General features: G+C 71.6%; 27 protein-coding genes. 8 read left to right on the plus strand and 19 right to left on the minus strand.

The features are described 5' to 3' along the window. Positions 1–129: 129 nt before the first annotated feature. From ACFF45_RS17215 to ACFF45_RS17260, 10 genes are all read right to left on the minus strand, one after another. Positions 130–588 carry a hypothetical protein gene (locus ACFF45_RS17215; RefSeq protein WP_381346934.1) on the minus strand — a complete coding sequence of 153 codons (459 nt, stop codon included), beginning with the start codon at positions 586–588 and terminating at the stop codon, positions 130–132. Beyond that, on the minus strand, positions 585–1,718 hold the full coding sequence (locus ACFF45_RS17220) for a site-specific integrase (protein ID WP_381346935.1): 1,134 nt from the start codon (positions 1,716–1,718) through the stop codon (positions 585–587). Before ACFF45_RS17220 ends, ACFF45_RS17215 begins: the two co-directional genes overlap by 4 nt. Next, positions 1,715–2,281, minus strand: coding sequence for a hypothetical protein (locus tag ACFF45_RS17225; protein WP_381346937.1), 567 nt, complete (start codon positions 2,279–2,281; stop codon positions 1,715–1,717). Before ACFF45_RS17225 ends, ACFF45_RS17220 begins: the two co-directional genes overlap by 4 nt. Then, the gene (locus ACFF45_RS17230) at positions 2,278–2,661 is read right to left on the minus strand and encodes a hypothetical protein (RefSeq protein ID WP_381346938.1); all 384 of its coding nucleotides are present in this window, start codon (positions 2,659–2,661) and stop codon (positions 2,278–2,280) included. Before ACFF45_RS17230 ends, ACFF45_RS17225 begins: the two co-directional genes overlap by 4 nt. Further along, positions 2,658–3,239, minus strand: a complete 582-nt coding sequence (locus ACFF45_RS17235) for a hypothetical protein (protein ID WP_381346939.1) — start codon at positions 3,237–3,239, stop codon at positions 2,658–2,660. The genes ACFF45_RS17230 and ACFF45_RS17235 overlap by 4 nt, the downstream gene beginning before the upstream one ends. Further along, positions 3,236–3,874, minus strand: a complete 639-nt coding sequence (locus tag ACFF45_RS17240) for a hypothetical protein (protein ID WP_381346940.1) — start codon at positions 3,872–3,874, stop codon at positions 3,236–3,238. Before ACFF45_RS17240 ends, ACFF45_RS17235 begins: the two co-directional genes overlap by 4 nt. Beyond that, the gene (locus tag ACFF45_RS17245; RefSeq protein WP_381346941.1) at positions 3,871–4,533 is read right to left on the minus strand and encodes a hypothetical protein; all 663 of its coding nucleotides are present in this window, start codon (positions 4,531–4,533) and stop codon (positions 3,871–3,873) included. The genes ACFF45_RS17240 and ACFF45_RS17245 overlap by 4 nt, the downstream gene beginning before the upstream one ends. A 5-nt stretch (positions 4,534–4,538) precedes the next feature. Then, complete coding sequence (locus ACFF45_RS17250; protein ID WP_381346942.1) at positions 4,539–5,765, minus strand: hypothetical protein; 1,227 nt, start codon at positions 5,763–5,765, stop codon at positions 4,539–4,541. A gap of 1 nt (position 5,766) precedes the next feature. Continuing rightward, complete coding sequence (locus tag ACFF45_RS17255; protein WP_279566275.1) at positions 5,767–5,889, minus strand: hypothetical protein; 123 nt, start codon at positions 5,887–5,889, stop codon at positions 5,767–5,769. A 65-nt stretch (positions 5,890–5,954) separates the two neighbouring features. After that, positions 5,955–6,329 (minus strand): hypothetical protein, encoded by a 375-nt coding sequence (locus ACFF45_RS17260; protein WP_381346943.1) that lies wholly within the window; start codon positions 6,327–6,329, stop codon positions 5,955–5,957. 235 nt (positions 6,330–6,564) lie between these two features. On the opposite strand from ACFF45_RS17260, the gene ACFF45_RS17265 reads away from it, so the two are divergent. The 6 genes from ACFF45_RS17265 to ACFF45_RS17290 all read left to right on the plus strand — a co-directional run bounded on the left by ACFF45_RS17265 (position 6,565) and on the right by ACFF45_RS17290 (position 10,773). After that, complete coding sequence (locus ACFF45_RS17265) at positions 6,565–7,161, plus strand: hypothetical protein (RefSeq protein WP_381346945.1); 597 nt, start codon at positions 6,565–6,567, stop codon at positions 7,159–7,161. A gap of 114 nt (positions 7,162–7,275) precedes the next feature. After that, positions 7,276–7,422: a hypothetical protein gene (locus ACFF45_RS17270; protein ID WP_381346946.1), complete on the plus strand. Its 147-nt coding sequence runs from the start codon at positions 7,276–7,278 to the stop codon at positions 7,420–7,422. Next, positions 7,419–8,378: an AAA family ATPase gene (locus tag ACFF45_RS17275; protein ID WP_381346947.1), complete on the plus strand. Its 960-nt coding sequence runs from the start codon at positions 7,419–7,421 to the stop codon at positions 8,376–8,378. The genes ACFF45_RS17270 and ACFF45_RS17275 overlap by 4 nt, the downstream gene beginning before the upstream one ends. A 41-nt stretch (positions 8,379–8,419) precedes the next feature. Next, positions 8,420–9,031, plus strand: coding sequence for a DUF4326 domain-containing protein (locus tag ACFF45_RS17280; RefSeq protein ID WP_381346948.1), 612 nt, complete (start codon positions 8,420–8,422; stop codon positions 9,029–9,031). Then, positions 9,028–9,813, plus strand: coding sequence for a hypothetical protein (locus ACFF45_RS17285; RefSeq protein ID WP_381346950.1), 786 nt, complete (start codon positions 9,028–9,030; stop codon positions 9,811–9,813). Before ACFF45_RS17280 ends, ACFF45_RS17285 begins: the two co-directional genes overlap by 4 nt. Before the next feature lie 72 nt (positions 9,814–9,885). Next, positions 9,886–10,773, plus strand: a complete 888-nt coding sequence (locus ACFF45_RS17290; RefSeq protein WP_381346951.1) for an NUDIX domain-containing protein — start codon at positions 9,886–9,888, stop codon at positions 10,771–10,773. A gap of 127 nt (positions 10,774–10,900) precedes the next feature. On the opposite strand, the gene ACFF45_RS17295 is transcribed toward ACFF45_RS17290, so the two are convergent. Next, positions 10,901–11,734: a hypothetical protein gene (locus tag ACFF45_RS17295; RefSeq protein ID WP_381346953.1), complete on the minus strand. Its 834-nt coding sequence runs from the start codon at positions 11,732–11,734 to the stop codon at positions 10,901–10,903. Positions 11,735–11,882: 148 nt separating this feature from the next. Between ACFF45_RS17295 and ACFF45_RS17300 the strand changes: the two genes are divergently transcribed. Continuing rightward, positions 11,883–12,203: a hypothetical protein gene (locus ACFF45_RS17300; protein ID WP_381346954.1), complete on the plus strand. Its 321-nt coding sequence runs from the start codon at positions 11,883–11,885 to the stop codon at positions 12,201–12,203. A gap of 65 nt (positions 12,204–12,268) precedes the next feature. Here the strand turns inward: ACFF45_RS17300 and ACFF45_RS17305 are convergent, their stop codons facing one another. The 8 genes from ACFF45_RS17305 to ACFF45_RS17340 are packed head-to-tail and all read right to left on the minus strand — an operon-like array spanning position 12,269 to position 20,733. Then, positions 12,269–12,868, minus strand: coding sequence for a DUF4913 domain-containing protein (locus tag ACFF45_RS17305; protein ID WP_381346955.1), 600 nt, complete (start codon positions 12,866–12,868; stop codon positions 12,269–12,271). Next, entirely contained in the window at positions 12,858–14,603 is a 1,746-nt protein-coding gene (locus ACFF45_RS17310) for a type IV secretory system conjugative DNA transfer family protein (RefSeq protein WP_381346956.1), read from the minus strand. The genes ACFF45_RS17305 and ACFF45_RS17310 overlap by 11 nt, the downstream gene beginning before the upstream one ends. Continuing rightward, positions 14,600–16,192: a putative type IV secretion/conjugal transfer ATPase gene (locus ACFF45_RS17315; RefSeq protein WP_381346958.1), complete on the minus strand. Its 1,593-nt coding sequence runs from the start codon at positions 16,190–16,192 to the stop codon at positions 14,600–14,602. Before ACFF45_RS17315 ends, ACFF45_RS17310 begins: the two co-directional genes overlap by 4 nt. Before the next feature lie 4 nt (positions 16,193–16,196). Continuing rightward, a complete protein-coding gene (locus ACFF45_RS17320) occupies positions 16,197–17,648 on the minus strand; it encodes an SCO6880 family protein (protein WP_381346959.1) in 1,452 nt (483 codons plus the stop codon). After that, the gene (locus ACFF45_RS17325; protein WP_381346960.1) at positions 17,645–19,177 is read right to left on the minus strand and encodes a hypothetical protein; all 1,533 of its coding nucleotides are present in this window, start codon (positions 19,175–19,177) and stop codon (positions 17,645–17,647) included. The genes ACFF45_RS17320 and ACFF45_RS17325 overlap by 4 nt, the downstream gene beginning before the upstream one ends. Next, positions 19,174–19,977 carry a hypothetical protein gene (locus tag ACFF45_RS17330; protein ID WP_381346961.1) on the minus strand — a complete coding sequence of 268 codons (804 nt, stop codon included), beginning with the start codon at positions 19,975–19,977 and terminating at the stop codon, positions 19,174–19,176. Before ACFF45_RS17330 ends, ACFF45_RS17325 begins: the two co-directional genes overlap by 4 nt. Positions 19,978–19,987: 10 nt before the next feature. Continuing rightward, positions 19,988–20,260 carry a hypothetical protein gene (locus ACFF45_RS17335; protein WP_381346962.1) on the minus strand — a complete coding sequence of 91 codons (273 nt, stop codon included), beginning with the start codon at positions 20,258–20,260 and terminating at the stop codon, positions 19,988–19,990. After that, positions 20,257–20,733 carry a hypothetical protein gene (locus tag ACFF45_RS17340; RefSeq protein WP_381346964.1) on the minus strand — a complete coding sequence of 159 codons (477 nt, stop codon included), beginning with the start codon at positions 20,731–20,733 and terminating at the stop codon, positions 20,257–20,259. Before ACFF45_RS17340 ends, ACFF45_RS17335 begins: the two co-directional genes overlap by 4 nt. Positions 20,734–21,214: 481 nt before the next feature. Between ACFF45_RS17340 and ACFF45_RS17345 the strand changes: the two genes are divergently transcribed. Continuing rightward, positions 21,215–22,279, plus strand: coding sequence for a C40 family peptidase (locus tag ACFF45_RS17345; protein WP_381346966.1), 1,065 nt, complete (start codon positions 21,215–21,217; stop codon positions 22,277–22,279). Positions 22,280–22,329: the final 50 nt, after the last annotated feature.

A 22,329-nucleotide genomic window follows, 5' to 3' on the forward strand; every position in this document is an offset into this window, starting at 1 on the left:
GGGCCTTCGCCGGCCCCCAGACCCCCGCTCCCCGCGGCACCGACCGGCGCGGGCAGGAAGAGAGGGGTTGCGCTGGGTGCGCGCCGGACGGCACCGCGGCCTGTGCCGTCCGGCGGGCGTGATCGGGCGTCAGAGCGGTATGCAGCCGACGCTGAGGTGCCAGTACGGGCCGCCGTAGGGCCCGAGGTGGCGGCCAAGGGTCATCAGGTCGGTGTCGGGCAGGCCGGGGGAGACGATCAGGGAGATGCTGCCGCCGCCGTGCCGGGCCAGGGCCGTCCACTGGTGGATGCGCGGGTCCGCAGGGATCACGATGCGCGCGGCGCCCTCCTCGCACAGGAGCTGGATCGTCACCCGCCCGTCGTCCTCCAGGCTCCAGCGGGCCTGCGAGTCGGCGGCCCGGGCGACCTCGCCCCGAGGGGCCATGCGGTAGCGGGTGACGAAGTCCTTCACCTCCGCCTCGTCCACGTCCGGCTCCACGACCAGGACCAGCGCGGCGAGCACGGTGCCGTCGGTCATCGGCAGGCCGGTCGGCACGGCCACCACCGGCGGCGTCCCCTCGTACAGCGTGCCGCCGAGTTCCTTCTTCACAGGCCGATCCCCTCGGTCGCGGCGTCCTCGAACGCCTCACCCTCGTCCACGTACTCCCAGAACACCGGGCTGTTGGGCGACCAGCCGCCCTGGCGGCGCAGCTTCTCGACGCGCTTGCCCTTCTTGCGCCCGGTGGTGACCAGACCGCGCCGGGCGGAGTGTCCGGTGATCCGGCGCCCGGTCAGGCCCGCGTACTTCGCGCAGCGCGCGAGCGCCCGGCCGACGCCGTCCGGCGACAGACGCTTGGCGCCCTGGTTGCCCCACTGGTCGACGGGCAGGAACGCCGGTCCGCCGGGGGCGGCGCCGGCCGACAGCTTGGCCGCCTTGTACGCGCGCCAGCAGCGCACCGGGCAGGTGTCGATGTCCTCGCCGTAGGTGACGGGCACGTCCCGCTCCGGGCGGCCCTTCACCGAGGGCACGTGCACCATCAGGCCCTCGTCCACGTCCCCGATGTCCGGGTCGTCCAGCGCGGACAGCTCCTCGTTGCGGCCCGCGACCGCGAATTTCAGGGAGTTGAGCGCCTTGTCCCGCAGCCGGGTCAGGTCCGAGACCACGATCGTGCGCCGCCGCCGGGCGCCGGGCTGGGGCGCGCGCTCGCGCGGCGCGTTGGCCATCTTCCGCAGGTCCTTCGGGGTGATGGCGGCGGCCTTGCCACGGCCGCGCTGCTGGCGCCGCTTGTCCAGCTTCAGGGGCTTCAGCGTGCGCCGGGCCGCCTCGGTGGCCTCCTTGGGCACCGTGTAGCCGTGCCTGCGGGCCTCCGCGGTGACGCCGGTGATCCGGCGCTCGATCGTGTTCGGCGGCGCCTCGACCACCTGGTCCAGGTACGTCACGAACGACACGAAGGTGCCCACGGTGACCTTGCTGAGCGGCAGGCGGGTGCCGGTTCGTTCGGCGAGCCAGTCGTGGAACTCCCCCCAGATCTCCCAGTCCCGGGCGTAGCCGTCCTTGGTCTTCTTCGGCCGGATGTCGTGCAGGTGTTCCTTGGCATCCGCGTCCAGCGCGGCGAGAACGGCCTCCACCGGGTCGTGCACGGCGACCGCGCCGGCGTCGGGGGCGTCGTCCTCCACCAGCTCGGCGTCGACCACCTCCACCGGCTCCAGCGCGGTCCCGTACTCCTCGGCGGTCGTCACTCGGCGACCTCCTCCACCGTGTCGGCGAGCTTGCCGACGCGCTCGGCGGCGTGGGTGATCCGCTTCGCCTCCACCCTGAGCTGCGAGCCGTCCTCATCGTGCTCCGTGAAGTCCGCCGCGACCTCGCCCACTAGGTGAGCCAGCTCCTCAAGGACCTCGGCGACGTCCTTGAGCCCGGGCCGCAGTTCCCCGCGCTCCAGGTGGTAGGCGGCGCGCGGGAGTTCGCCGTACGCGGGCAGGTCGTCGCGGCTGGCGACGGCGGCCTGCTCCTCGTCCTTGGCGGGGAAGGGCACGTACACCTGGGTGAGCATCAGCCCGGGCTGCTTGCTCTCCGCCTCGGTGGCGAGTCCGGAGACCACGGCCACCAGCCGGGGGTGGATGGTGTGCACCTGGTCCGGCTCGCCGGGCAGGGCCCGGTGGTGGTCGTCCAGGGACAGCGGCATGTCGTCGGGAAGCTGTTCCAGCAGGGCCCGCAGCTCGCCGACGGTGTCGACCATCGGCGTCGCGGCGACCGCCGCACGCAGCCTGGGTGCCGCCTCCGAGTCGTTGTGCTGCTCGCTCATGCCTTCTCTCCGAACGGTGCGGGGACGCTGCGGCCGTGCTCGCGCAGCCACTGGTGGACCGCCTTCTCTTCGGCGACCCGCCGGTTGTAGGCGGCGTCACCGGCGGGCGTCATGTCCGTGAAAGCCACCCGGCCGATGCGGGTCTGCGCCCACTGGCACAGCTCCCACTCCGGCTGGCCGGTCTCCGCGTTGTACGCGGCCGGGTGCAGCGAGCCGTCCCGCACGAACGCGTCCCGCTCGGTCTGCCGCTGCGCGACCTTGGCCTCGGCGGCGGCGAGCGCGGCCCGGGCCGCCTCGACCTCCTTCTCCGCCTCGGTGATCCGGTCCTCGAAGTACGTGGTGACGACGGCCGTACCGTCGATCTGTTCGGTGGCACTCACTGGTGCTGGTCCTCCTTGGTCTCGGTCTTGGCGATCCAGATGGGGCTGCCGATCAGCACCACATCGGCGGCGACGGTGCCCACACGCACAGGCCCGGGGTGGTAGGCGTACACGGCCGTGCCGACCTCGCAGCCGAGCGGTATGGCCCGGCCCTCGTGGTCCTGGTGGACGGCGGACGCGAGGGTCACCAGGGAGCCCGTCACTCCGGGGACCGCGAGCGCTTCGATTGCCGCTTCGTCGGTCTCCGGGTGGTCGACCGCGAGGAGCTGCAAGGCGCGCACCGCGGTGGTGTCGTTCAGTGCCTCCCGGGCGCCGCTCGGCAGCGAGTCCTTGCCGGGCTGGACGTTCCGGGAGGCGCCGAGCAGGCACCAGCCCACGGTCAGCGTCGGCAGGCGGCTGACCCCGGTGTAGAGCACCAGTCGGGGGTCCTCGAACCCGCCAGTCTGGTAGAGGTCGACGTCGGCGTAGACGGCGCCCGGCACGGACGGCACCGCCGCCGGCCACCCGGCGAACAACTGCTGCGCAGACGGGAGCTGCCGCTTGACGGCGTCGATGGCAGCGTCATGATTGCCGCTCACTGGGCTGGTCCCTCCTCTTCGGTGGCGGCCGCGTCCAACTCCGCCGCCACCCACTTCGCCGCCGCGGTGACGGAGGCGAAAGGCTTCTCGCCGCTGACCTTCGCCCAGTCCGCGTAGCCCGAGAGGCCACGGGCGGGCGGGTGGAAGTCGGGCCCGATCGCCGCGTGGTAGACGGTGCCGCCGCGCTTGCCCCGGCCCTCGGTGACGACACCGACGATGTCGTCCTCCGACAGCCGGTCGACCTTCTGGCGGGAGCAGAGGTAGGCGCCGGGCGAGTCGTAGCCCCGCAGGTCGAGCAGCGGCGGGCCGGGGTAGAGCCACAGCCCGGCCACCCGCTTCGGGGGCTGCCCGTACCCGGTGCGTACCGTGGTGGTCGTCCGGGTGGTGTACTCCTCGCCGCTGATCAGGTGGGCCGTGCCGCAGGACCGGCACAGCACCCGCAGGGTGATCCGGTCGTAGTGGTCGTGGTGGCCGCACTCCTCGTTGGGGCAGGAGTGCTCCGGCCCCTCCCGGCGAAGGCGCCGCTTGTCGGTCTCGGTCTGCTGGTCGACCTCCCAGGCGGGTTTGGCGCAGTCCGGCCCGTGGGCGAACGGCTGCCATTCCAGGTGGGCGGCGATGGCGTCGGAACTGCTCATCGGGCGGCCTCCGTCGTCGCGCCGGCGGGGAGGAAGGCGTCCCACTGGTAGTCGGCGGTCCCGGCGAACAGGGCTCCGTAGCGGTCCATGCGGCCCTCGTCGCGCTTGGCGGCCGCGTACTGCTGAAGGGCCCGTCCCAGGTCGAATGCGGCGTGGCCGGGCACCGGGTGGGCGAGGTCGAGCAGGCTGTCGGTGAAGCAGCCGGGCCGGAAGATCCGGGCCGCGTCGGGGTCGGTCTGCTGGAGCCAGTGGAGGTTGACGTCCTGGATCTCGGCGGACAGGTACTCCTGGAGCATCTCCTGGTCGTCCTGGTCGCCGACGGCCTGCTTGCTGGCCCAGGTGCGCTCGAAATCCATGCCCGGGTGCGGGCCGCCGATCTCCTTCTCGTAGGACTCGGCGGCCGCGCGGCACTCCGGGGCGGTGCACAGGGCCAGCGCGTACGCGAGCACGCCCGGTCCGCCGTGCAGCGACTCCACCAGCACGCCGCCGTCGTGCTCCCGTACGGCCGTGCAGGTCGCGGCCTCGTTCAGCTCGTCCAGCACGATCCGGTAGAGGGCGGGCAGTCCGCGCTCCTCGATGAGGTCTTCGCCCCATCCGAGAGTGGCGGTGTGCACCACGGCGGCGGTGCCGTCGGGCAGGGTGACGGAGGTGAGCATCATGGCGGTCACTTCCCATCCGCGGTGAGCCACCGCAGGGTGCCGGTGATGGCGCCCTGTACGGCGTTCTCGCTGCCGGAGAGGAGGGCGTCCAGCAGACCGAGGCCCGGGGTGTCCTTGCGGTAGACCAGCACGAGAGCCGCGTCGTCGTCCGGGAGCGTCTCCGGGAGGGTGTGCAGCGGCATCATCGGGCCCGTCGTGATGCGGGCGGCCCGCACCTCGCCAGCCGCCACGGCGCGGGGCCGGTGCCCGATCCGGTGCACCAGGTCGTGCGTAGGGTCGTCGTCCTCCCGGCACCCTCCCGGGCCCGGGCACGGCCGGGGCTGCGGTTCGGCGTCGTGGCGGCGGGCCAGCTCCCCGCACAGCTCCGCGAGCCGCCGCACGCCGAGGGTGCGGGTCTCGCCCGCAGCGACGGAGCGGGCCAGCGTCTCGGTCTCGCGCACCAGGTGCTCGGGCGCCATGTGGAAGGCGTTCGGCAGGTCCAGGTGTTCCCGGCCCTCGGCCGTGAGCGTCGGGGTCATCGAGCCCCGGGCCGGTCCCACCCAGGTCACGGTGTCGGGGGCGGTGTCGAAGTCGGTGACGCGGTGGGGCTCGAACCGGGTCTTGCCTTCGGAGTCGACCGGGTACGGCTTGCGGCCGGTGCGGATCAGGCGCTTCATCTCCGCCCGCACGGCCTCCGGGCTCTGGTCGGGGAACAGGCCGGACTTGCGGAACAGGTCGGCGGCCTCGTCCAGCCACAGCACGACACGGTCGCCCTGGCCGCCGGTGCGTTCCTGCTGGACGGCCAGCAGGGCGGCGAGCATGTCCGTGGCCGTCTTGCCGGGGGTGGTCTTCTCCAGCTCGGCGCGGAGTTGGAGGAGTTCGACGGTCTGGTCCTGGAGCTGGGTGGCGGCCCACTTCCGGGCGGCCTCCGCCTCGACGTCCTCGTCGGCGTCGCGGTGGTAGCGCTCGGCGACGGCGGCGCATTCGTCCTCGGTGCACAGCACACGGGCCACGGCCTCGGCGGAGCCGTCGGGGTTCTCGGTGACCTCGACGTCAGCCTCGGACAGTTCGGCGGCGATGCACTCGGAGACCATCCGCAGGCACCGCTCGGCGTTGGCCCTCAGCTCCGCGAGGTGGTCGGCGGTGAGCTGTCGGGAGACCGAGCCGACGCTCCAGCGCACACGGTGCAGGTGGACGGTGTAGTGGCGGTCCGGCTCTCCCGGTACGAGGAGGAGCGGTACGGACAACGGCATGTCAGTCACTCTTTCGGGTGGTAGCGGTACGGGCGAGCCGGGCCAGGAAGTCGAAGTCGGCGTCCGTGAGCGGGCCGCCGTCGGGGCGGGCGTAGTCGATGGTGAGGTGCGGGCGGGCCTGCACACGGAACAGCTCAAGCTGCCCCGGACACAGGGGAGTTGCCTCAGCCGCCGGCGCGGCCGGGGCCTTCACCGGTTCCCCGGCTGCGGGGCCTCGCGGTGCACGAAGATGGTGGCGCGGAAGCAGCCGCGGGTACGGCGCTCGTCGTCCTTCCACCCGGCGTACAGCTCCTCACGGCCGTCGGTGGTGTACTCGGTGTCCACCCGGGCGCCGGCGTGGTCGGCCCACCGGCGGACGGTCTCGCGCTGTATGGCCGGGGTGAAGCCGATTCCGTCCGCCGTGCCGATGAGGTTGCCGTTCGGGGCGAGCGTCCACAGCAGCGGGGGCAGGTCGAGCGTCGCGCCGTGCTCGATGAGGTCGGCGAGGTGGCGCTGTGCGCGGCGCTGCCACTCGTAGAGGGTGGCGGCCGGGACCGTTTCGGTCGCCGTGTCGGTCTGGGGCACGGGCGTTCGATTCCTTCCGTCTCGGCGGGCCGGTTCGCTGACCTGTCGTCATGTCCGGTTTATCGCCTCGGATATGGCACATTATCCGAGCCGAGACGCGCCGGTCCACCACATCACCCGAACGTGTCTAGATTTCTCGCCAACTTCTCCGGGGTGTAGACAGGGAGGGGGCCGGAGGGGCAGACTCGCCGAACAGACCCCGGAGAACGGGGCAAGAATTCGTCGGAAGGCTCGCATGAAGATCACCATTGAGGGCGCGAGCGAGGAATTCGCCGAGAAGGTGCTCAGCCTCGCCGCGCAGCAGGGCGCGAACCTGTCCATCAGCACCATCGAGACCGGGTGGACGGCGGAGCGCGCCGAGCGCTACCTGCGCTCGCTCCCCGCCGGCGCCCGGACCTTCGCCCGGCTCGTCGTGGTCGACGGCGACGGCCACGCCGACGCCGACACCCTGCGCGCGGCCGTCGGCAAGCTCAATGGCCCCACCGTCGCCCTGTCCCGGGCGATGCCGCGCGGGGTGCGCGAGGGCTGGTGGCCGGAGGGCACCCCGGCCCCGATCGAGAAGGTGGACGACCCCGATCACCCGTCCTGGCAGAAGGCCGAGGCGTACGTGATGAGCAAGGACCTCGTGCCCCTCTTCCGCTCGGCCTTCGCCCGCCTCGCCTACACGCAGGAGACCGCCCGGGCGGCGGGGCTGCACCCCGGCGGCGCGGGCAAGACGTCCATGTCCTGGACGCCCGACCCGTCGATGCTCAAGGGCTACAACCTCGTTGACCTGGACGGCGGTTCGCTCCCGGCCGACGACGACCAGGACGAGGAGGGCCAGCAGTCGTGACCCTCCAGACCCCCCAGGAGATCCTGATGGACACGCACGAGGGCAAGGCCTGGAACACCTTCTTCATGCACCTGACCTCGGTCAACTCGACCATGAACATGCACTGCGGACGGGGTGGCTGGTCTCTGCACGAGGTCTACCAGCGTCGACCCGAAGGTCACCGTCGCGGATGCCCTGCGGCGGCTGACCGAGGCGGAGGAGGCTGCCGAGCGCGGTGAACTGGCCGCCGCCGTGGAACGGATGACCGGGGGGCAGGGATGACGACGACCACGGGTTTCCTGGTCGTCCCGGCCTACGACCTGGCTCCCGGCACGCTGCTGGTCGCGGTCGGCCCCGGGGCCTCGGGCAAGTCGACGTACGCCGTCACCGCCGCGGCGGTCGACGTCGTGCTCTGCCTCGACTCTCTGCGGCGCGAGATCGGTGGGGACGAGGGCGACCAGTCCGTCACCCCCGCCGCCGTGGAGCGGCAGAACGCCCTCCTGGAGCAGCACCTGAGCGACGGGGCGACGGTCTTCCTCGACAGCACGAACGTGGAGCCCCATGTGCGGGCGCAGCTCGTGGAGCGGGCCCGCCGGCGCGGCCGCCCCATCGTCGCCCTGCGCTTCCTGCCCGACCTCGACACCTGCCTGACCCGCAACGCGCAGCGGCCGGTCAACCGGCAGGTGCCGCCGGACACGCTGCGCTGGCAGCACGACCTCGCACGAGAGGCCACCCCGGACGCCCTGCTCCGGGAGGGCTTCACCGCCGTGCACCACATCGAACCCGCACCGACAGGAGCCACCGTGTCCGATGACGCCCTTTCCCCCGAGCGGATCGCCGATGCCGTCGCCGTACTGCGCAAGGCGCAGGAGGGCGACCAGGACGCACACCGCGACCTCGGCAACTACTTCCCGGAGTACGAGGGGCTGGTGATGCAGACCGACCAGGCCCGCTACCTCGAACTCGCCGCCCGTGCCGGTCTGGCGGCCACCCATCTCCTGCTCCTCCAGAGCGGCGGGGAGTGGCTGGCCTCGGTGGACACCTACACCTCCGACTTCGCTCTGCCGCTCGCGTCCGTGGCCCTCGGGGAGTACGGGACCAGGACCGAGGCGGTCCGGGAGACGGTGCGGGCCGCGACGGACAACGGGTGGGCGCTCGCCCCCGAGCACGAGTGGGCCGACTTCGACTGCGGCGGCGGGGAGATCCACATCCCGATCCACGTGCGGCGGACGCACTGACCGCCCGTACCCGCCTCTGACCAGCGAAAGGACCGCAATCGATGCGTACCTGCACCCGTATCCAGCGCCAGCGCACCAAGGGTTGGCGCAAGCCCGAGCGGTGCATGATCGTGGACCGCACCTCCGACTTCGGCAACCCGTTCACCGTCGCGCAGCTCGTGGACATCGGCTACAAGGAGCCGGAGGCCCGGCAGATGGCCGTCGCCGAGTTCCGGCCGTGGCTGCGCGGCAGCCGTGCCAACTGGACCGCCGACGAGAGCGACCGGCGCCGGGAGAAGATCCTCGCCCGGCTGCCGGAGCTGCGCGGCATGGACCTGGCCTGCCCGTGCGAGCCCGGTGAGGCGTGCCACGGCGACGTGCTGCTGGAGTGGGCCGCGCTCTCCCCGCTCGCCCTGGAGGTGCGTACCGCCTCGACCCGCGCCCGGGTCGACCGGCAGCGCGTCTTCCACGGCCTGGAGCCGCTGTACGACGCGGACGAACTGACCGCCGTTCTCACCCAGGACGTGTTCCTCGACCTCGGCGGCACGGTCGACTTCGACCCGGGCGACGGCATCCCGCAGCGCTGCGACACCCGGACCTGGAACTACTACCTGAAGAAGCAGCGGCTGCACGAGGACGCGGTGACGCTCCGGCTGGTGGAGGTCTTCGGGTGAGCGCGGCCGCCGACGCCCCGCGCCTGGACCGGGCGGAGACGTACGCGGAGACCGTCCACCGGATCTACGGCGACCGGCGGGCCGCCCCGCCGGCGCGGGAGCTGCTGCTCGCCGTGGCGTACGCCCTCTTCGTCGCCCCCGGCGAGCCGGGGCGGGTGCTGAACACCGCCGCCCGCGCCCTGGGGCGGAGCACGGCGACGGGCCGCCCCCGCTTCGACGCCCTGGTCGCCGACGACGCGCCCCGCTACGAGCCGCCCCGCGCCGCGGGCGACTGGGGCCCGGGCGGGGCTCGGGGCTGCGAGGCCCCGCGCCTGCGGCCGTACGTCTACCGGCCGCGCCGACCCGCCACAAGCGGGAGCGAGGAGGCCGCGGTGCCCCTGCGGCCGCTGCCCGAGCCGGTAGTGCACGTCGGCCCGGGCTACGTCCCGCCGGTCGACGTCCGCAACGAGCGGCAGATCTGCGGCGCCGACTCCCACCACAAGGTGCTGGAGCTGGACCCGCGGACCGGCTGGGTGCTCCCGCACTGGTTCTGCAAGCGGCACGTCGACCACGCGGAGCGCGTCTCCGACCAGGTCCGCGAGCAGAACGAGGCCGCCCCCGAGCCGATCCCGAACCGCGGCGGCCTGCTGCCGGCGTACTTCGAGGCGCCGTGGGAGGACGTCTACCGGCACTACGCGGCGGCGAGCTGGAAGCCGCCGTCGTACGGCCTGTCCGCCGACGACTGGCCCGACCCGGGCAACCATCCCCCGGCGCGCTCCCCGCGCCGCCTGCGGGCCGTGTAGCGCGTTTTATCTGGCCAGATAGACCACCAACCAAGGGCCGGGACTCTCCCGGCCCGTACGAGAAGGAGATCCGTGGGTACCTACGAGACCGACCTTGCCGCCGCGAAGCGCTCGCGCACGGCCTGGGGCTGCACGTGCGGGGCCGACAACCCGGCGACGTACGACGCCTGCCACGACTGCGGCCGCCCGTCGTGGACGTGCGCGGCCTGTGGCACCGTCAACCCCTCCGCCCGCAGCAACTGCAACGAGTGCGACGGCACGATGCCCGCCGAGCTGCTGGGCGACCGGGAGGAGGGCTTCGAGATGACCTACGAGGAGTGGATCGCCACCCAGATCGGCCCCCGCTTCGTCGGCGGCCGGTACCACCACGGCGACGCCACGAGCACGTACGAGGTCCTCGCGATCGAGCGCGGCCCGCGCCCGCTCGGCACTTGGCCCGTGTGGGACATCACCGTCCGGTTCGAGAAGGACGGCCGGGAGACGACGCACTGCTCCGGCTGGGACGCCCGCCGCGACACCGTGGTGGCGCAGCCGCCGACCACCTACACGGCCGACGTCGTGGCCGTCGACCCGGACGGCCGGGTGCTGCTCATCGAGCGCCGCTGGGAGCCGTTCCCCGGCCGCTGGGCCCTGCCGGGCGGGTACCTGGACAAGGGTGAGAACTCCCGACAGGCCGCCGCCAGGGAGTTGTTCGAGGAGACCGGGGTCCGGGTCGACGCCGCCGACCTGACGCCGATCGGCACCTACAGCGCTCCCGGCCGTGACCCACGCGGGCGGTTCAGCACGGACGCCTACCTCGCCCGGGTGCCCGCCAACACCGTCGCGGTGGCCGACGACGACGCGGCGAACGTGCGATGGGTGGGACTGGGCGCGGCCCTGGACGATGGCGCCCTGGCGTTCGACCACGCCGACATCCTGCGCGCCGCCGGCCGCATGCTGACGGGCGGAGAGGTCACCTGACCCCCCTGCCGTAGGTGCTGCACCTGGTGCACCACGGCGGTGCGGACGCACAACGACGCGGGCCCCGGCTCCCCTCGAAGGGGACCGCCGGGGCCCGCGGGTTATCTGGCCAGATAGACCATCTTTCTCAGGCGGACTCCTCTGGCGCGAAGTTCTCCATGCAGTCGCCGCACATGATGTTGCGGCGCTCCAGCGTCTTCGGCGAGACCCGGATGACCGCGGGCGGCTCGCACTGGCAGACCGCCTTGACGTAGTTGCGGTCCTCCTTCTCCTTCTTCCCGGTCGGCGCCTCGTCCTCCGTGCCGGCGTCGGCGGTGTCGGCGTCCTCGGCGGCCCCGCCGCCCTTGCTGCCGCCGCCGCTGCGGGTGGCGAAGATGTCGGGGGTGCGGGTGGCGTGCATCGCCTTGTCGAGCGCGGCGATCTCCTTGGCGTAGGTCTTCGCCGCCTCGTCGCTGACCACCGAGTAGCCAGCGAACCCGTACTTCTTCTTCCACTTCTCGGTGATGCCGTCACGCTCGATCAGCCCTAGCTCCTGGGCAACCTTGCGGAACTCCTTGTTGTGGTACTGGCTCGCCGAGCAGTCCTTGACGCCTCGGTTCTCGTTCGCGGCGTGGGTGGCCTCGTGCAGGAGGTATCCGAAGACCTTGGCCGCGCCGTCGGCGAGCGACTCGGCAGTGACGAACACCTCGTGATGGACGTCCTCCCCCTCGCGCAGCCGCCATCGACGGGGCGCGAAGTGGGCCAGCTCGACCAGGCTCGCGCGGCCGCCAGTGGCCATGCTGATGACGGCTTCGGGAACGTCCGGGTGGCGGGCGCGGATCGCGTCCCAGGCATCGACCAGGGCGGAGGTCACCCCGGCTGCGATCTTGGCGACCGCGACCTCGGGGACCAGGTCGGGCACGACCTCCAGGGATGGGGCGGGCGCGGGTTCGGGGATCACGGCGACGGCTTCAGTAGGCATGGCTCCATGCTAGCCGAAAACTCACCTCTTAAGAGGTGAGTTTCTGGGGTGAGTTGTTGGCGCATCGTCCCAACTCGGGCCTGTTTGCGCCGCGCTGACGGTGCTGTCCGGTATGCAGGAGACCTGACCAACCGGCGAAGGAGTCCTCGTGTACGTCGACATGGCCGCCCTCGATGAGGAGTGCACCCGCCTGGCCTGCCTGATGGCCGACCGCAGCATGGAACACCTCACCATTCCCGAGGCGCGGTCGCCGGAGCAGCAGGGCGCCGACCTGGAGGCGGAGTTCTCCAGCGAGCTGGAGCGGTCCTTCGCCCGGATCGTCGCGGCGGGCTCGGACCCGGAGTGCATCCTGCCGAGCATGCTGATGGGCATGGCCGGGAAGCTGGCGATCCTCGCGACGGACGTGTCCCTGCGCGCCGACCCGGACACGGACGCGACGGCAGTGATCCGGTCGATCGGCGGCCGGTAGGCCTGGAGACGCAGACGGGCCGCCGGGTGAAGTCTCCCGGCGGCCCGTCTGCGTGTGGCGCTGCGTCAGTCCTCGGCGTGTGTCCAGGCGCTGGGTACCAGACTGGGCATGCGGTGGTCGATCTGGTGCTCGCCCTTGGTGCAGCCCGCGAACGGGCCGGTGGACCCGCGCAGCTCCCGCAGGGCGGGGTCCAGGTGGTCGCGGTGCCAGACCGAGGGGCCTGTGTACCCGCAGGACGCCGGGTCCGTCAGCTCCTGCCAGGCGAGCCACACCGCATGCAGGCGGGCGATGGCCACGGGGTGCTCCCACCACAGGTGGCACCACCGGGCATCGGCCGACGGCTCCGCGAGGTAGCCGGGCACCAGTACCCCCTCCACCCACTCGATCAGGGCCCGCAGCTCGTCGTCGTACTCCGGCGGGTCCAGCAGCAAGATGAACGGCGGGTACTGCCACTCCTCTTCCTCGTCGCCTCCCTCGGCGGTGGCCTCCCCGCCGGCCGTCTCCTCCTCGTCGGCCAAGGCCTCGCCCGGCTCCCCGCCGTCTCCCCCGGCGAGCTGCTTGACCAGGGCCGTCAGGCGGGCGACCTGGGCCTTGAGGTCTTCGATGTCCTCGAACATGCCGATGGGCACGTCCAGCTCCGGGACGTCCTCGGGTTCATCGGCCACTGCGCGCCGCCTTCCGCTCCTCGTACGCGGCGACCGCGCGCTTGGTGATGGCCTGCTCCTCGGCCTTCATCTGCGGGCCGATGTGCTCCATCAGCTTCTCCGCGTACCAGGGACGCAGGCTGATCTGCGCGACCGGCATGCCGGTGGCCAGCAGCAGGGCCGTGCCCTTCTTCATGGCGCGGATTTCGGCCGGGTCGAGCACCTGCTCGCGCTGTTCCGACCAGCTCCGGCTGCCGCCGTCCTTGGACTTGGAGTACGAGCCGCGCTCGACGTAGTGGGCGCCGGTCAGCGTGGACACGTCCTGGGCGAACTTCGCGTCGTCCATGCCGACACCGATGATCTTTTTCGTGGCCGCGCTCCACATGGAGTCCATGCCGACCTCGCCCCACGCCTTCACGCCCTGCCGGTAGCTCTGGAGGATCACGAACGGGGTGATCCCCCGGGACCCGAGGTGCGAGTACAGGTCGGGCAGGTCGGCGATGCGGCAGATGTTCGCGGCCTCGTCCAGGACGGCGCGCATCGGCTCCGGCAGGCGGCCGCCGTGGCGTTCGCCCGCCTCGGCGCCGGCGGTGAACACGGCGTCCGCCAGGGCGGCTACGACCGCGCTCGCCGGGCCGCCCTTCTTCGACAGCAGGTAGAGGGTGTCCTTGCTGAGGGCGAACTCCTCGGGGTCGAACCGCGGGTGGCACTTGTCCGGGGTGACCCACGCGAGCACCTTCTCGTCGCGCAGCGCACTGACCGCAGTTCGGGCATTTTGGTAGATACCGGACTGGGTCTCTTCGGCAATATTGATCGAACTGTCCACCTGCTCGGCGAGCACCGGCTCGTTCGCGTACAGGACGCGCAGCGGCGCCTTCTCCTTCGGGTCGGACAGCCACTTCATGACGTCCCGGACGCTGCCGCCCTCCCAGTACGCGGCCCGGAACAGACCCACGAGCAAGTCGCCGGCGGCCTGGCTCCAGAACGGGTCGGCCTGCTCGCTGGTGATCTGGTTGACGAAGTGGCTGGCCAGGCGCTCGGCGCCCTCCAACGTCTCCGCCTGGGCGATCATGTCCCACCACATTTGGCGCTCAGCCTGGGCCACACCTTGGGTGTCGAGAATCCAGGCGTTGCCCACCTTCGAGCGGCTCGCCAAGGTCGCCGCGTAGACGTCGGCCTTGTTGCTGGTCATCAGCAGGGCGCCCGGGGCCTCCTCCGCCACCGGGATGGCGAGGCTGGTGGACTTGCCCGCTCGGGGCGCCATGATGGCGACGAAGGTGTCCTCGTCCGACCCGCGCAGCTCGACCCCGGACGGCAGGTGGTCGCCGAGGAGAACGCCTCGGTCGCGGGCGGGAAGCTCCTTGGGCTTGGTGCCCTTCAGCGAGGCCCGCAGCCGGGTGGCGGTCCGGGCCGCGTGCTTCGGCGTCAGCTCGCGCACCTGGTGCAACGTGGCCAGACTGCTCGGGTTGCGGAACCACTTGAAGGTCCAGCGCAGCCCCCACACGAGGAACACCACGACCGCCAGGTCCGCCACGGTGGCGCCGACGATGGACGCGGTCTGCGAGTGCGGCCACGACGTCGACCAGTCGGTGGCCATCTGGAAGGCACCCACCAGCGACGTGGGGAACGGGGCGGCCTCGTCCCCGGTCAGCACCGCGCCGGCGGCGGCACCGGCCCATGTCGAGACGGACAGCGTCACGGCGCCACCGAGCACGATGCCCCCGGCCGCCCATGCCCGGTCGTTCTCCGTCATCATGCGCTTCCACCTCCCGTAGCGGTCACCCGGCGGCGGTTGTTGTCCGTGCGGTACAGCCGCAGCTCCGTGGCCGTCAGCTCCAGCGCGGCCGCGATCCCGGGCCGGGTGCCAATCTTGATCAGGTACTTGCCGCGGCCCGGGTGCCGGGCGCCTTCTTCCTCCAGGGGCGCGCTGTCGCCGGCGTCGTCGTAGGTGGGGTCGATGTCGAGACCCGTGCTGGTCGCCGACGACCACGAGCCGATCATCATGCGCTCCTGCTCGGTGAGGCTGCGCTTGCCGGTGACCCGGCGCAGCTCCTCCTCGGAGGACGCGCCGATCACCCACGTGTCGCACCGGTCCATCAAGCCGCGGGCCTTCGCCCGGTCCTGCTCGGTCGGCAGGGCCTCGACGTCCAACAGGCTGTGCGTGACGTAGATCGTCACATCGTTGGTCGTCCTGTTCAGGCGGCTGATGGCGTCCATCGCGTCCACCAGGCCGGGGCCGCTCCGCAGCGCGCGCCACATCTCGTCCATCGGCAGCACGAGGGAACGGTCCATCAGGCCGATGCTGCGGGCGGAGTCGATCGCGGAGTAGGTGTACGCCCACGTCGCGATCATCCCGGCCGACACCACGTCATTGCCGCGGGCCCGCAGCGCGGAGATGTCCACCGAGACCGCCGGGGCGGAGATGTCCAAGGGGGTCGTCGTGGGCCCGTCGAACAACCCCTTCAGCGGCCCGCCGATCAAGTTGTCGAGCCCGGCGATGACGCTCCTCGTCAGGTCCTGGTACCGCTCGCCCTCCGCGGCGAGCTTGGTCCGCAGCTCCTCGGGCGCCGCCCGCAGCACCTGCACGACGTCGGCGACCACCGGGTCGCTCCCCGACTCCTGGGCGGCGGAAGCCACCTGCACGGCCGTGTCCAGCGCTGAGCGTTCGATCTCGTTGGGGGAGCGTCCCAGTCCGTGCTTGGTCGACAGCAGGGCGACCAGCGTCTCCAACCGACGCCCGTTGAGGACGTCCAGCAGGGCCTCGCGCCGCTCCGCCGTCAGCGACGACACGTGCCCCTTCAGCGGCCCGCTGTCCAGCGGGTTGAGGCGGCCGATGCCGTCGCCGATACGGACCACTGATCCGCCGAGTTCACGGATCATCTCGGAATACTCGCCCTTGACATCACCGGGCACGCACATGAGGAATCCGTACGCCGAGTAGACCATGCACACGCGCTTGACCAGCGCGGACTTCCCCGCGCCCGGCTGACTCATCACCCACACGCCCGGGTTGGTCGTCAGCTTGCCCGTCCAGCCGCTGGGGTCAATGCACACCAACTCGCCGGTCAGCAGGTCCCTGCCGACGGGGACGCCGCGCGGCGGCAGACCGCTCCCGAGCAGGAACGGGTAGATCCCGCCGGCCTGCGAGGTGGGGCCGGTGTAGACGGTGCCGGTGTCCTCGACCGGCACGCGGCCGCCGAACCTTCCGCCCCAGCCCAGCCTCGGGGCGAAGCGCCCCTTCAACTTCTTCTCGGCCCGCCGCTCCTCGCGCGTCGGGCTCTGCTCGACCACCTTGACCACGCGCTTGGGCGTGGTCACCGGCGCCGTCTTCGGTTTGCGTGCCATCTCGTCAGTCCTTCACCAGCGGCGAGTACCCGAGGGGCAGACCGGCCGCGAACACCGCGGCCTGGGCCCCGTATGCGGGCCGCATGCGGATGCCTCGGGTCGCCTTGACCGCCCGGGCCAGCTCCTGGCGGGCGGCGGGCAGGTCGGCGGTGCTGCGGGCGGTGACGGTCACCATCAGCGTCCAGTCGACCACCTGGGCGCCTCCGGCCACCTGCGCGGCGGCCTTCTCCGCCCGCTGGGCGTCGGCCCGCTGGCTCCACTTCGCGCGGCCCTTGACCTCGGCGGTCGCCTGCGCCCTCTGGTGGGCGTTGGAGATCTCGCGCTCCAGCACCGCCTCGCCCTCCATCGGGTCCAGCACCCGGTAGGCGATGGTGATGCGCCGCTGGTAGCGGCCGGGGGCCAGCAGCGGCAGCAGCACGGAGTAGGGGATGGGGCGGCGCGGCATCTCGCGCAGCACCCAGCTCACGGACACCCCGCCGTCGTGGGCGTAGGTCTCCCAGTCGTCGTCGGCGGCCTGCGGCCCGCACTCCGACCACGACAGTTCCTCGAACTCCTTGTCGCGGGCGTTGAAGACCTCGGGGTCGTACGCGCTGCGGACGATGCGGCGCAGGTCGACGTCGGTCGCCCTGCGCTCGATGTCCGTGCCGGTGCCCGACAGGTCCAGCGAATCCACCACCCGCAGCGCCTCGGCGACCTGCTCGGCGAGATCCGCCGGCGCATTGGCGGTCGCGTTCGGGTCCACCGTCACGCTCATCCACGGCGCCACGCTCGCGGTGGCGCGCGGGGTCGTGCGCACCAGGTCGTCAATGACCTTCTTCGCCAGTGCGGGTGCGCCCGGGTTTTTGCGGGCCTTGACGTCATCTCCGAGTGCCTCACCGGCGCCGGGGGTGATCTGGATGGTCACGCTCGCGCCCTTGACCTGCTCGTCCGTGCTCATCGCGTCCAGCACGGACGCCCAGGTGCGCAGGCTGCTCTGCACGGCTCCGGTGGGCGCCATGAGGCTGCCGCCCGGCGCGAGGAGGGTGCTGACGGTCATGTAGCCGGTGGCCCGGTCGTGGACGACGCCGACGGACCGGCCGGTGGTCGGGTCGTGGGCCTTGATCAGGGTGCTGCTCGCGCCGACGCCCGGGAGGTCCAGGGCGTACGGGTGGGGCAGCAACAGCCGCCGGTAGGAGGTCGCGTCGAACCGCGCCGCCCGCTTCCAGGCAACCTTGGCCCAGTAGTACGACAGGGCGGACATGCCGTGTCGGCGGGCGGCGGCCAACCCGAAGAACGCACCGGTCAGCGGCAGGGTGACCAGCAGCGAGAGCGGCATCTGCGTGGCGATCAAGCCGTCCGCCGTCAGCACGGCGGCCGCGATCATCGTCGCGGTCCGCGACAGCCCGCCGAACCCGAAGGAACGGCGGGCCCTGAAACCGTCGACCATCAAGGTCGAGGGCACTTCATGGGCTGTCACTGCTGGTTTCCTCCGCCCACCTGTCCACTGGCGCCCTGGATGGCGTCGTTGACGCCGTCCAGAACCTGAATGCCGGCAGCGGCAGCGAGACCAGCCGGGCCCGCGGCGGCCGCGGCGCCGCCTCCGGCCGCTGCCCCTCCAGCACCGGCGGCACCTGCACCGGCTGCTCCCGCTCCGGCGCCCGCACCGGCTGCTGCGGCGTCTGCCCCGGCAGCGCCTTCGGCTCCGGCCTGGCCAGGCACGCGGGCGCCTGCCTCGTTGCGGGCGGCCTGCGCCTGGGCGTCGCTGCCCTGACCGCCGTCCTCGCCGGAACCGCCGTCGCCGCCGCTCTGGCCGCCCGCCCTCCTTTCGCGCTCGACGTAGTTCATGTGGTCGACCGCGCTCGGTGGGCCGTCACCGCCGCCGCTGCTGTCGCTTCCGGCCTTCCCTCCGAAGTAGCTAGCGGCCGCCGACAGGGCGCCGCTGGCTCCGCCCGCGCCCATCCCGCCACCGACCGCTGCCCCGAAGGGAGCGAAGATCTTGGTGAGCGGGCCGGGGGCCAACACCCCAAGGACCAGGGTCGCGCACCCGCGCAGCCACTCCACCAGGGTCTGGGAGTGCCCGAACTCCGCGAATCCTGTGCAGATGATCACGGCGAGTATCGGCTTGTACGCCACGATGACCAGGCCGGAGGTGATCAGGGTCGGCGCCCATTTGCGGGTGGCCTCGCCGCCGGTGCGCCCGCCGGCGGCCACCGGGATCAGCAGGCAGATGATCGGGATGGCGCTCTGCCGCAGGAAGATCATGACCATCTGGATGAAGCCGATCAGCAGCAGCACCGCGACCACGCACAACATCGTGATGGGGTTGGCGACCGCGTTCGGCAGCAGCACCGCGACGATGCGTTCGTAGGCCTTCCCGTCGTCCGCGAAGGTCGCGTTGACCAGGCCCGCGCTCAGTGCGTCACCGAGGACCAGCAGGAGGGCGAACAGGCTCACCCCGAGGGCGGAGAGGAAGATGTTCTCCACCCATCCGACCATCGCCCGCCCGGCATGCTTGGACTGCCCGGTGACGGCCATTTTGCCAAGGTTCCAGATCACCCCGGCCGCGGCGATCACCAACCCGAGCCAGACCAGCATGCCCGCGAGGGTGGCTTTGCCTCCCCATAGCCCGGTGCCCGCCAGGTCCACGGATGGACCGAGCAGGGCGAAACTCAGCACCTTCTTGATGGCCCACTTCGTGACGTCCTGAGCGGCCCTGATGATGTCGCCGAGAACGGACTCCCAGACGTTCTTCCAGGCCTCCTTGACCGCCTTCTCGCCCACGTCACCGACCGCGTCGCACCCCTCCCAACCGGTGAGGCCGCCGATGCCGGTGGCCTTGCCGCCACCCTTCAGGATCGTCCCGAGGATCGGGCCGGTGCCGACCCGGCAGGCGCCCTCGATCGTGTCGCCTATGATCCCGTCGGCCGCCGCGGGCTGCGGCGCGGACACCGACACCCCGAAGACCGCGACCAGGGCGAGCAGCAGCGCGGCCAGTCGCCGCCTCACGACGCCTGCCTAATGGCCGTCCAGCCCGCCTGGTTGAACTCCGGGTCACCCGGGGCCGCCATAGCGGGCTGCACCTGGCCCTGGACCTCCTGCTGGGCGCGGGCGGTGGCGTCGCCGGTCAGCTTCCAGTCGCCGCCCTCCCACTGCGCGCCGGCCAGAGTGCGGGTGTAGCTGCCCTTCTCCTTCTCCATCTCGCCGTTCTTCTGCACTACACGGGACAGCAGCCAGGCGCTGACCTCGGTGTCCGACTTCTTGATGACCTTGTAGCCGACCACCGTGCTGCGCACGTATGCGCCCGACGGCAGCGGCTGGCCCGGGCTGACGCCCATCTGCTTGGCCAGGGCCTTGTCGCTCTGGATGGCGGCCAGCTCGATCTGCTCGGCGTTCTCCGAGGACTGGTCGGCCGCGCCGATGTACGAGCGGTAGATACGGAGCTGCTCGTCGACGTTGGTCTTCTCGCTGTCGATGACAGTGGTGTTGGCGGCCACCATCATCGCCACCGCGCCCTCGGTGGACTGAGGGAAGCCCACCTGACTGCCCCGGTCGTCGGTGCGCTTCCCCCGCGGAAGCGCAGCCCACGAGTCCGGCTCCGTCCAGTCGTCCGGCGGCGCGTACGTCGCCGACGGCCCCGGTGAAGCAGGGGCGGATGCGCTCGCGCTCGATCCGCCCTTGCTCGGGGTGTCCGTGTCCTCGTCGCCGCCGTTGAGCACCGCGTAGCCGGTGAAGGCGAGGAGGGCGGCGAGGGCGACGCCCGCCGCCCACGTGCCCTTGCTGTTCCATGTCCCCCTGGTGCGTCCCATGTCCTCCGCCTCAGCCTGCGATGCCGTTGAGGATGGCGATGAGCGAACTGGACAGGATCACTGCCGCGAGCCCGCCTCCCATCCACTTGAAGGGCTCGGAGCCGCCGCCGTTCCGGCTCTTGTCCGACACGGCGAGCTTGTAGACGCCGAAGCCCACCCCGCCGACCCCGGCCAGGATGAGCAGCCACAGGCCGTATCCGAAGATCTCGGCCACCGGCCCGTTCATGCCCGGGATCGGGGTCGGCTTCGCGCCCGGGATGAGTGCCGCGAGGATCATGGTCATTTCCCTTCGATCGTGCGCCGCAGCTTCTCGGCCGCGGTCTGGACGTCCTTGTACTCCAGGGCCTCGTCGGGCCCTTTAACTGCTCGCAGGACCGGCAGGTACGGCAGGCGCGCGACTCCGGCCAGACGCCCCTCCAGGGCCCGGACCGTGAAGCGGGCGTCCTGCACCGGACGCGTCGGAGCGTCGGCCACCCACACCAGCCACGGCTTGGGCAGCGGACCCCAGCGCAGCAGGGTCTCCTCCAGGCGCGTCACGCCGTACACCGTCGTGTCGGTCACCAGCACCGGGACCGTTCCGTAGGGCAGGACCTGCCCCGGCCCCAGCACGCGTGCGCGGGCGCCGCCGGCGTCGTTGTCGAGCATGGCGGCGACCGTCGCCACTGCAATGCCGGTGCCGTCAATGGGCATCAGCGCGTACCGGAGCACAACCGGCGTGCCGGTGTCCGGGGTTGTAATCGCCGGTTGGGTGGTCAAGCCGCAACTCCCCCCTGTGTGCCTGTGTTTAAGTCACGATATTGGGTTCTTGGGACCACTGAGGCTAGCGTGAACCTCCGACAAACACGGGTGGGGTTTTCGCGTAGCCGGAGGTCAGGTCAGAGATGTCGCTCTACGGCAATGCGCGGCGGCGCAGGCTTTGCCCGCAAAGGTGTGGTTGTAGCAAGAACGGGCCGGTGCCGTCGCAAGTCGCCCCGATACCTGTACTCATCAGCCACACCCCCGAGTCGCCAACGGCCCCACGCAGACGCCTCGATTTCGCTGGGCGAAATGAAGAAGGCGGCATTTCGCTGTGCGAAGTCCCCTCGCGCGAGTCCGTCACCGACCCTACGCGAACCGTGATCGCGGGCACGGTCCGGCCCACCCCAATTGGAGGCGCGCATGCCACGCAGCGCGTGATCTAGTACGGCGACACGACCGGCACAACGACGAAGAGAGAACAAGCACGGGGGGATAGCGCGTGAAGGTGCTCGTTGGAGCTGCCGCCGCGGTGATAGGGCTCGTCCTGGTGGTCACCCTCGGGATCGTCGGCGTGGTGATCGCCGATGACGACGCGTCGGCCACCGAAACGACCGACGGGGGCGGCGGCCTGCAAGGCGTTCCCGCGGAGTTCCGGAAGTGGATTCTCAAGGCGGACGAGGCCTGCAAGGAGCCCGCGATGGTTCCGGCTCTGCTGGCCGCGCAGCTCTACCAGGAGTCGAAGTTCAAGACCTCCAGGGAGGAGGCCACCAGCCACGCCGGCGCGCAGGGCCCGGCGCAGTTCATGCCCGGCACGTGGGCGACGTGGGGACGGGACGCCGACGGCAACGGGGACAACTCCCCCTGGGACATCGGCGACGCCGTCATGGCGCAGGGCCGCATGATGTGCTCCCTGCTGAAGCAGGCGAAAAACTCCGGCTACCCCGGCGACGTCCGGGCGCTCGCGCTGGCCGGGTACAACGCGGGCTGGGGCCGCGTCGAGCAGTACCGGGGTGTCCCGCCGAAGTCGTTCGCGGGCGGCGAGACCTACAACTACGTCCAGATCATCCTGTCGACCATGTCCCGCTTCGAAGGCCCCGGCCTGCTGACGGTCTCCGGGTCCGGCGCGGGCGCGGATGCTCTGCGCAAGGCGGCCACCCGGATGGGCACCCCGTACGCCTACGGAGGCGGCGGTCCCTCCGGCCCGTCCACGGGGTTCTGCGACGGCAACAACGGCTACCTGAACGGCAAGTGCGCCGCGTCCAGCACGGTCGGCTTCGACTGCTCCAGCCTCGTGCAGTACGCCTACTGGCCCAAGCTGAAACTGCCCCGGACGGCCGATGCGCAGTACGGCGCGACCAGCGACCGGCCCGTCTCCCGCACCGACCTCAAGCCGGGCGACTTGCTGTTCTGGGCGCACGGCGGCAGCGGGTTCATCTACCACGTCGCCATCTACGCGGGCGACGGCAACGTCCTGCACGCACCGCGCACCGGACGCCACGTGGAAGTCGCCCCGCTCACCTCGGCGATGCCGCAGGGCGACTACGTCGGCGCCACCCGCCCCTGATCCGAAACGACGTGTGCCGCAGACCGGCGTCCGGTCTGCGGCACACGTGT

The sequence above is a fragment of the Streptomyces cinereospinus genome (genome assembly GCF_042430725.1).
Taxonomy (GTDB): domain Bacteria; phylum Actinomycetota; class Actinomycetes; order Streptomycetales; family Streptomycetaceae; genus Streptomyces; species Streptomyces cinereospinus.

What these genes read in the sequence shown, in the direction of transcription:
- ACFF45_RS17335 (WP_381346962.1), bottom strand. Translation starts at nt 20,260, where the DNA reads ATGACCATGATCCTCGCGGCACTCATCCCGGGCGCGAAGCCGACCCCG.
- ACFF45_RS17310 (WP_381346956.1), bottom strand. Translation starts at nt 14,603, where the DNA reads ATGATGACGGAGAACGACCGGGCATGGGCGGCCGGGGGCATCGTGCTC.
- ACFF45_RS17280 (WP_381346948.1), top strand. Translation starts at nt 8,420, where the DNA reads ATGCGTACCTGCACCCGTATCCAGCGCCAGCGCACCAAGGGTTGGCGC.
- ACFF45_RS17240 (WP_381346940.1), bottom strand. Translation starts at nt 3,874, where the DNA reads ATGAGCAGTTCCGACGCCATCGCCGCCCACCTGGAATGGCAGCCGTTC.
- ACFF45_RS17275 (WP_381346947.1), top strand. Translation starts at nt 7,419, where the DNA reads ATGACGACGACCACGGGTTTCCTGGTCGTCCCGGCCTACGACCTGGCT.
- ACFF45_RS17265 (WP_381346945.1), top strand. Translation starts at nt 6,565, where the DNA reads ATGAAGATCACCATTGAGGGCGCGAGCGAGGAATTCGCCGAGAAGGTG.
- ACFF45_RS17330 (WP_381346961.1), bottom strand. Translation starts at nt 19,977, where the DNA reads ATGGGACGCACCAGGGGGACATGGAACAGCAAGGGCACGTGGGCGGCG.
- ACFF45_RS17250 (WP_381346942.1), bottom strand. Translation starts at nt 5,765, where the DNA reads ATGCCGTTGTCCGTACCGCTCCTCCTCGTACCGGGAGAGCCGGACCGC.
- ACFF45_RS17295 (WP_381346953.1), bottom strand. Translation starts at nt 11,734, where the DNA reads ATGCCTACTGAAGCCGTCGCCGTGATCCCCGAACCCGCGCCCGCCCCA.
- ACFF45_RS17225 (WP_381346937.1), bottom strand. Translation starts at nt 2,281, where the DNA reads ATGAGCGAGCAGCACAACGACTCGGAGGCGGCACCCAGGCTGCGTGCG.
- ACFF45_RS17315 (WP_381346958.1), bottom strand. Translation starts at nt 16,192, where the DNA reads ATGGCACGCAAACCGAAGACGGCGCCGGTGACCACGCCCAAGCGCGTG.
- ACFF45_RS17245 (WP_381346941.1), bottom strand. Translation starts at nt 4,533, where the DNA reads ATGATGCTCACCTCCGTCACCCTGCCCGACGGCACCGCCGCCGTGGTG.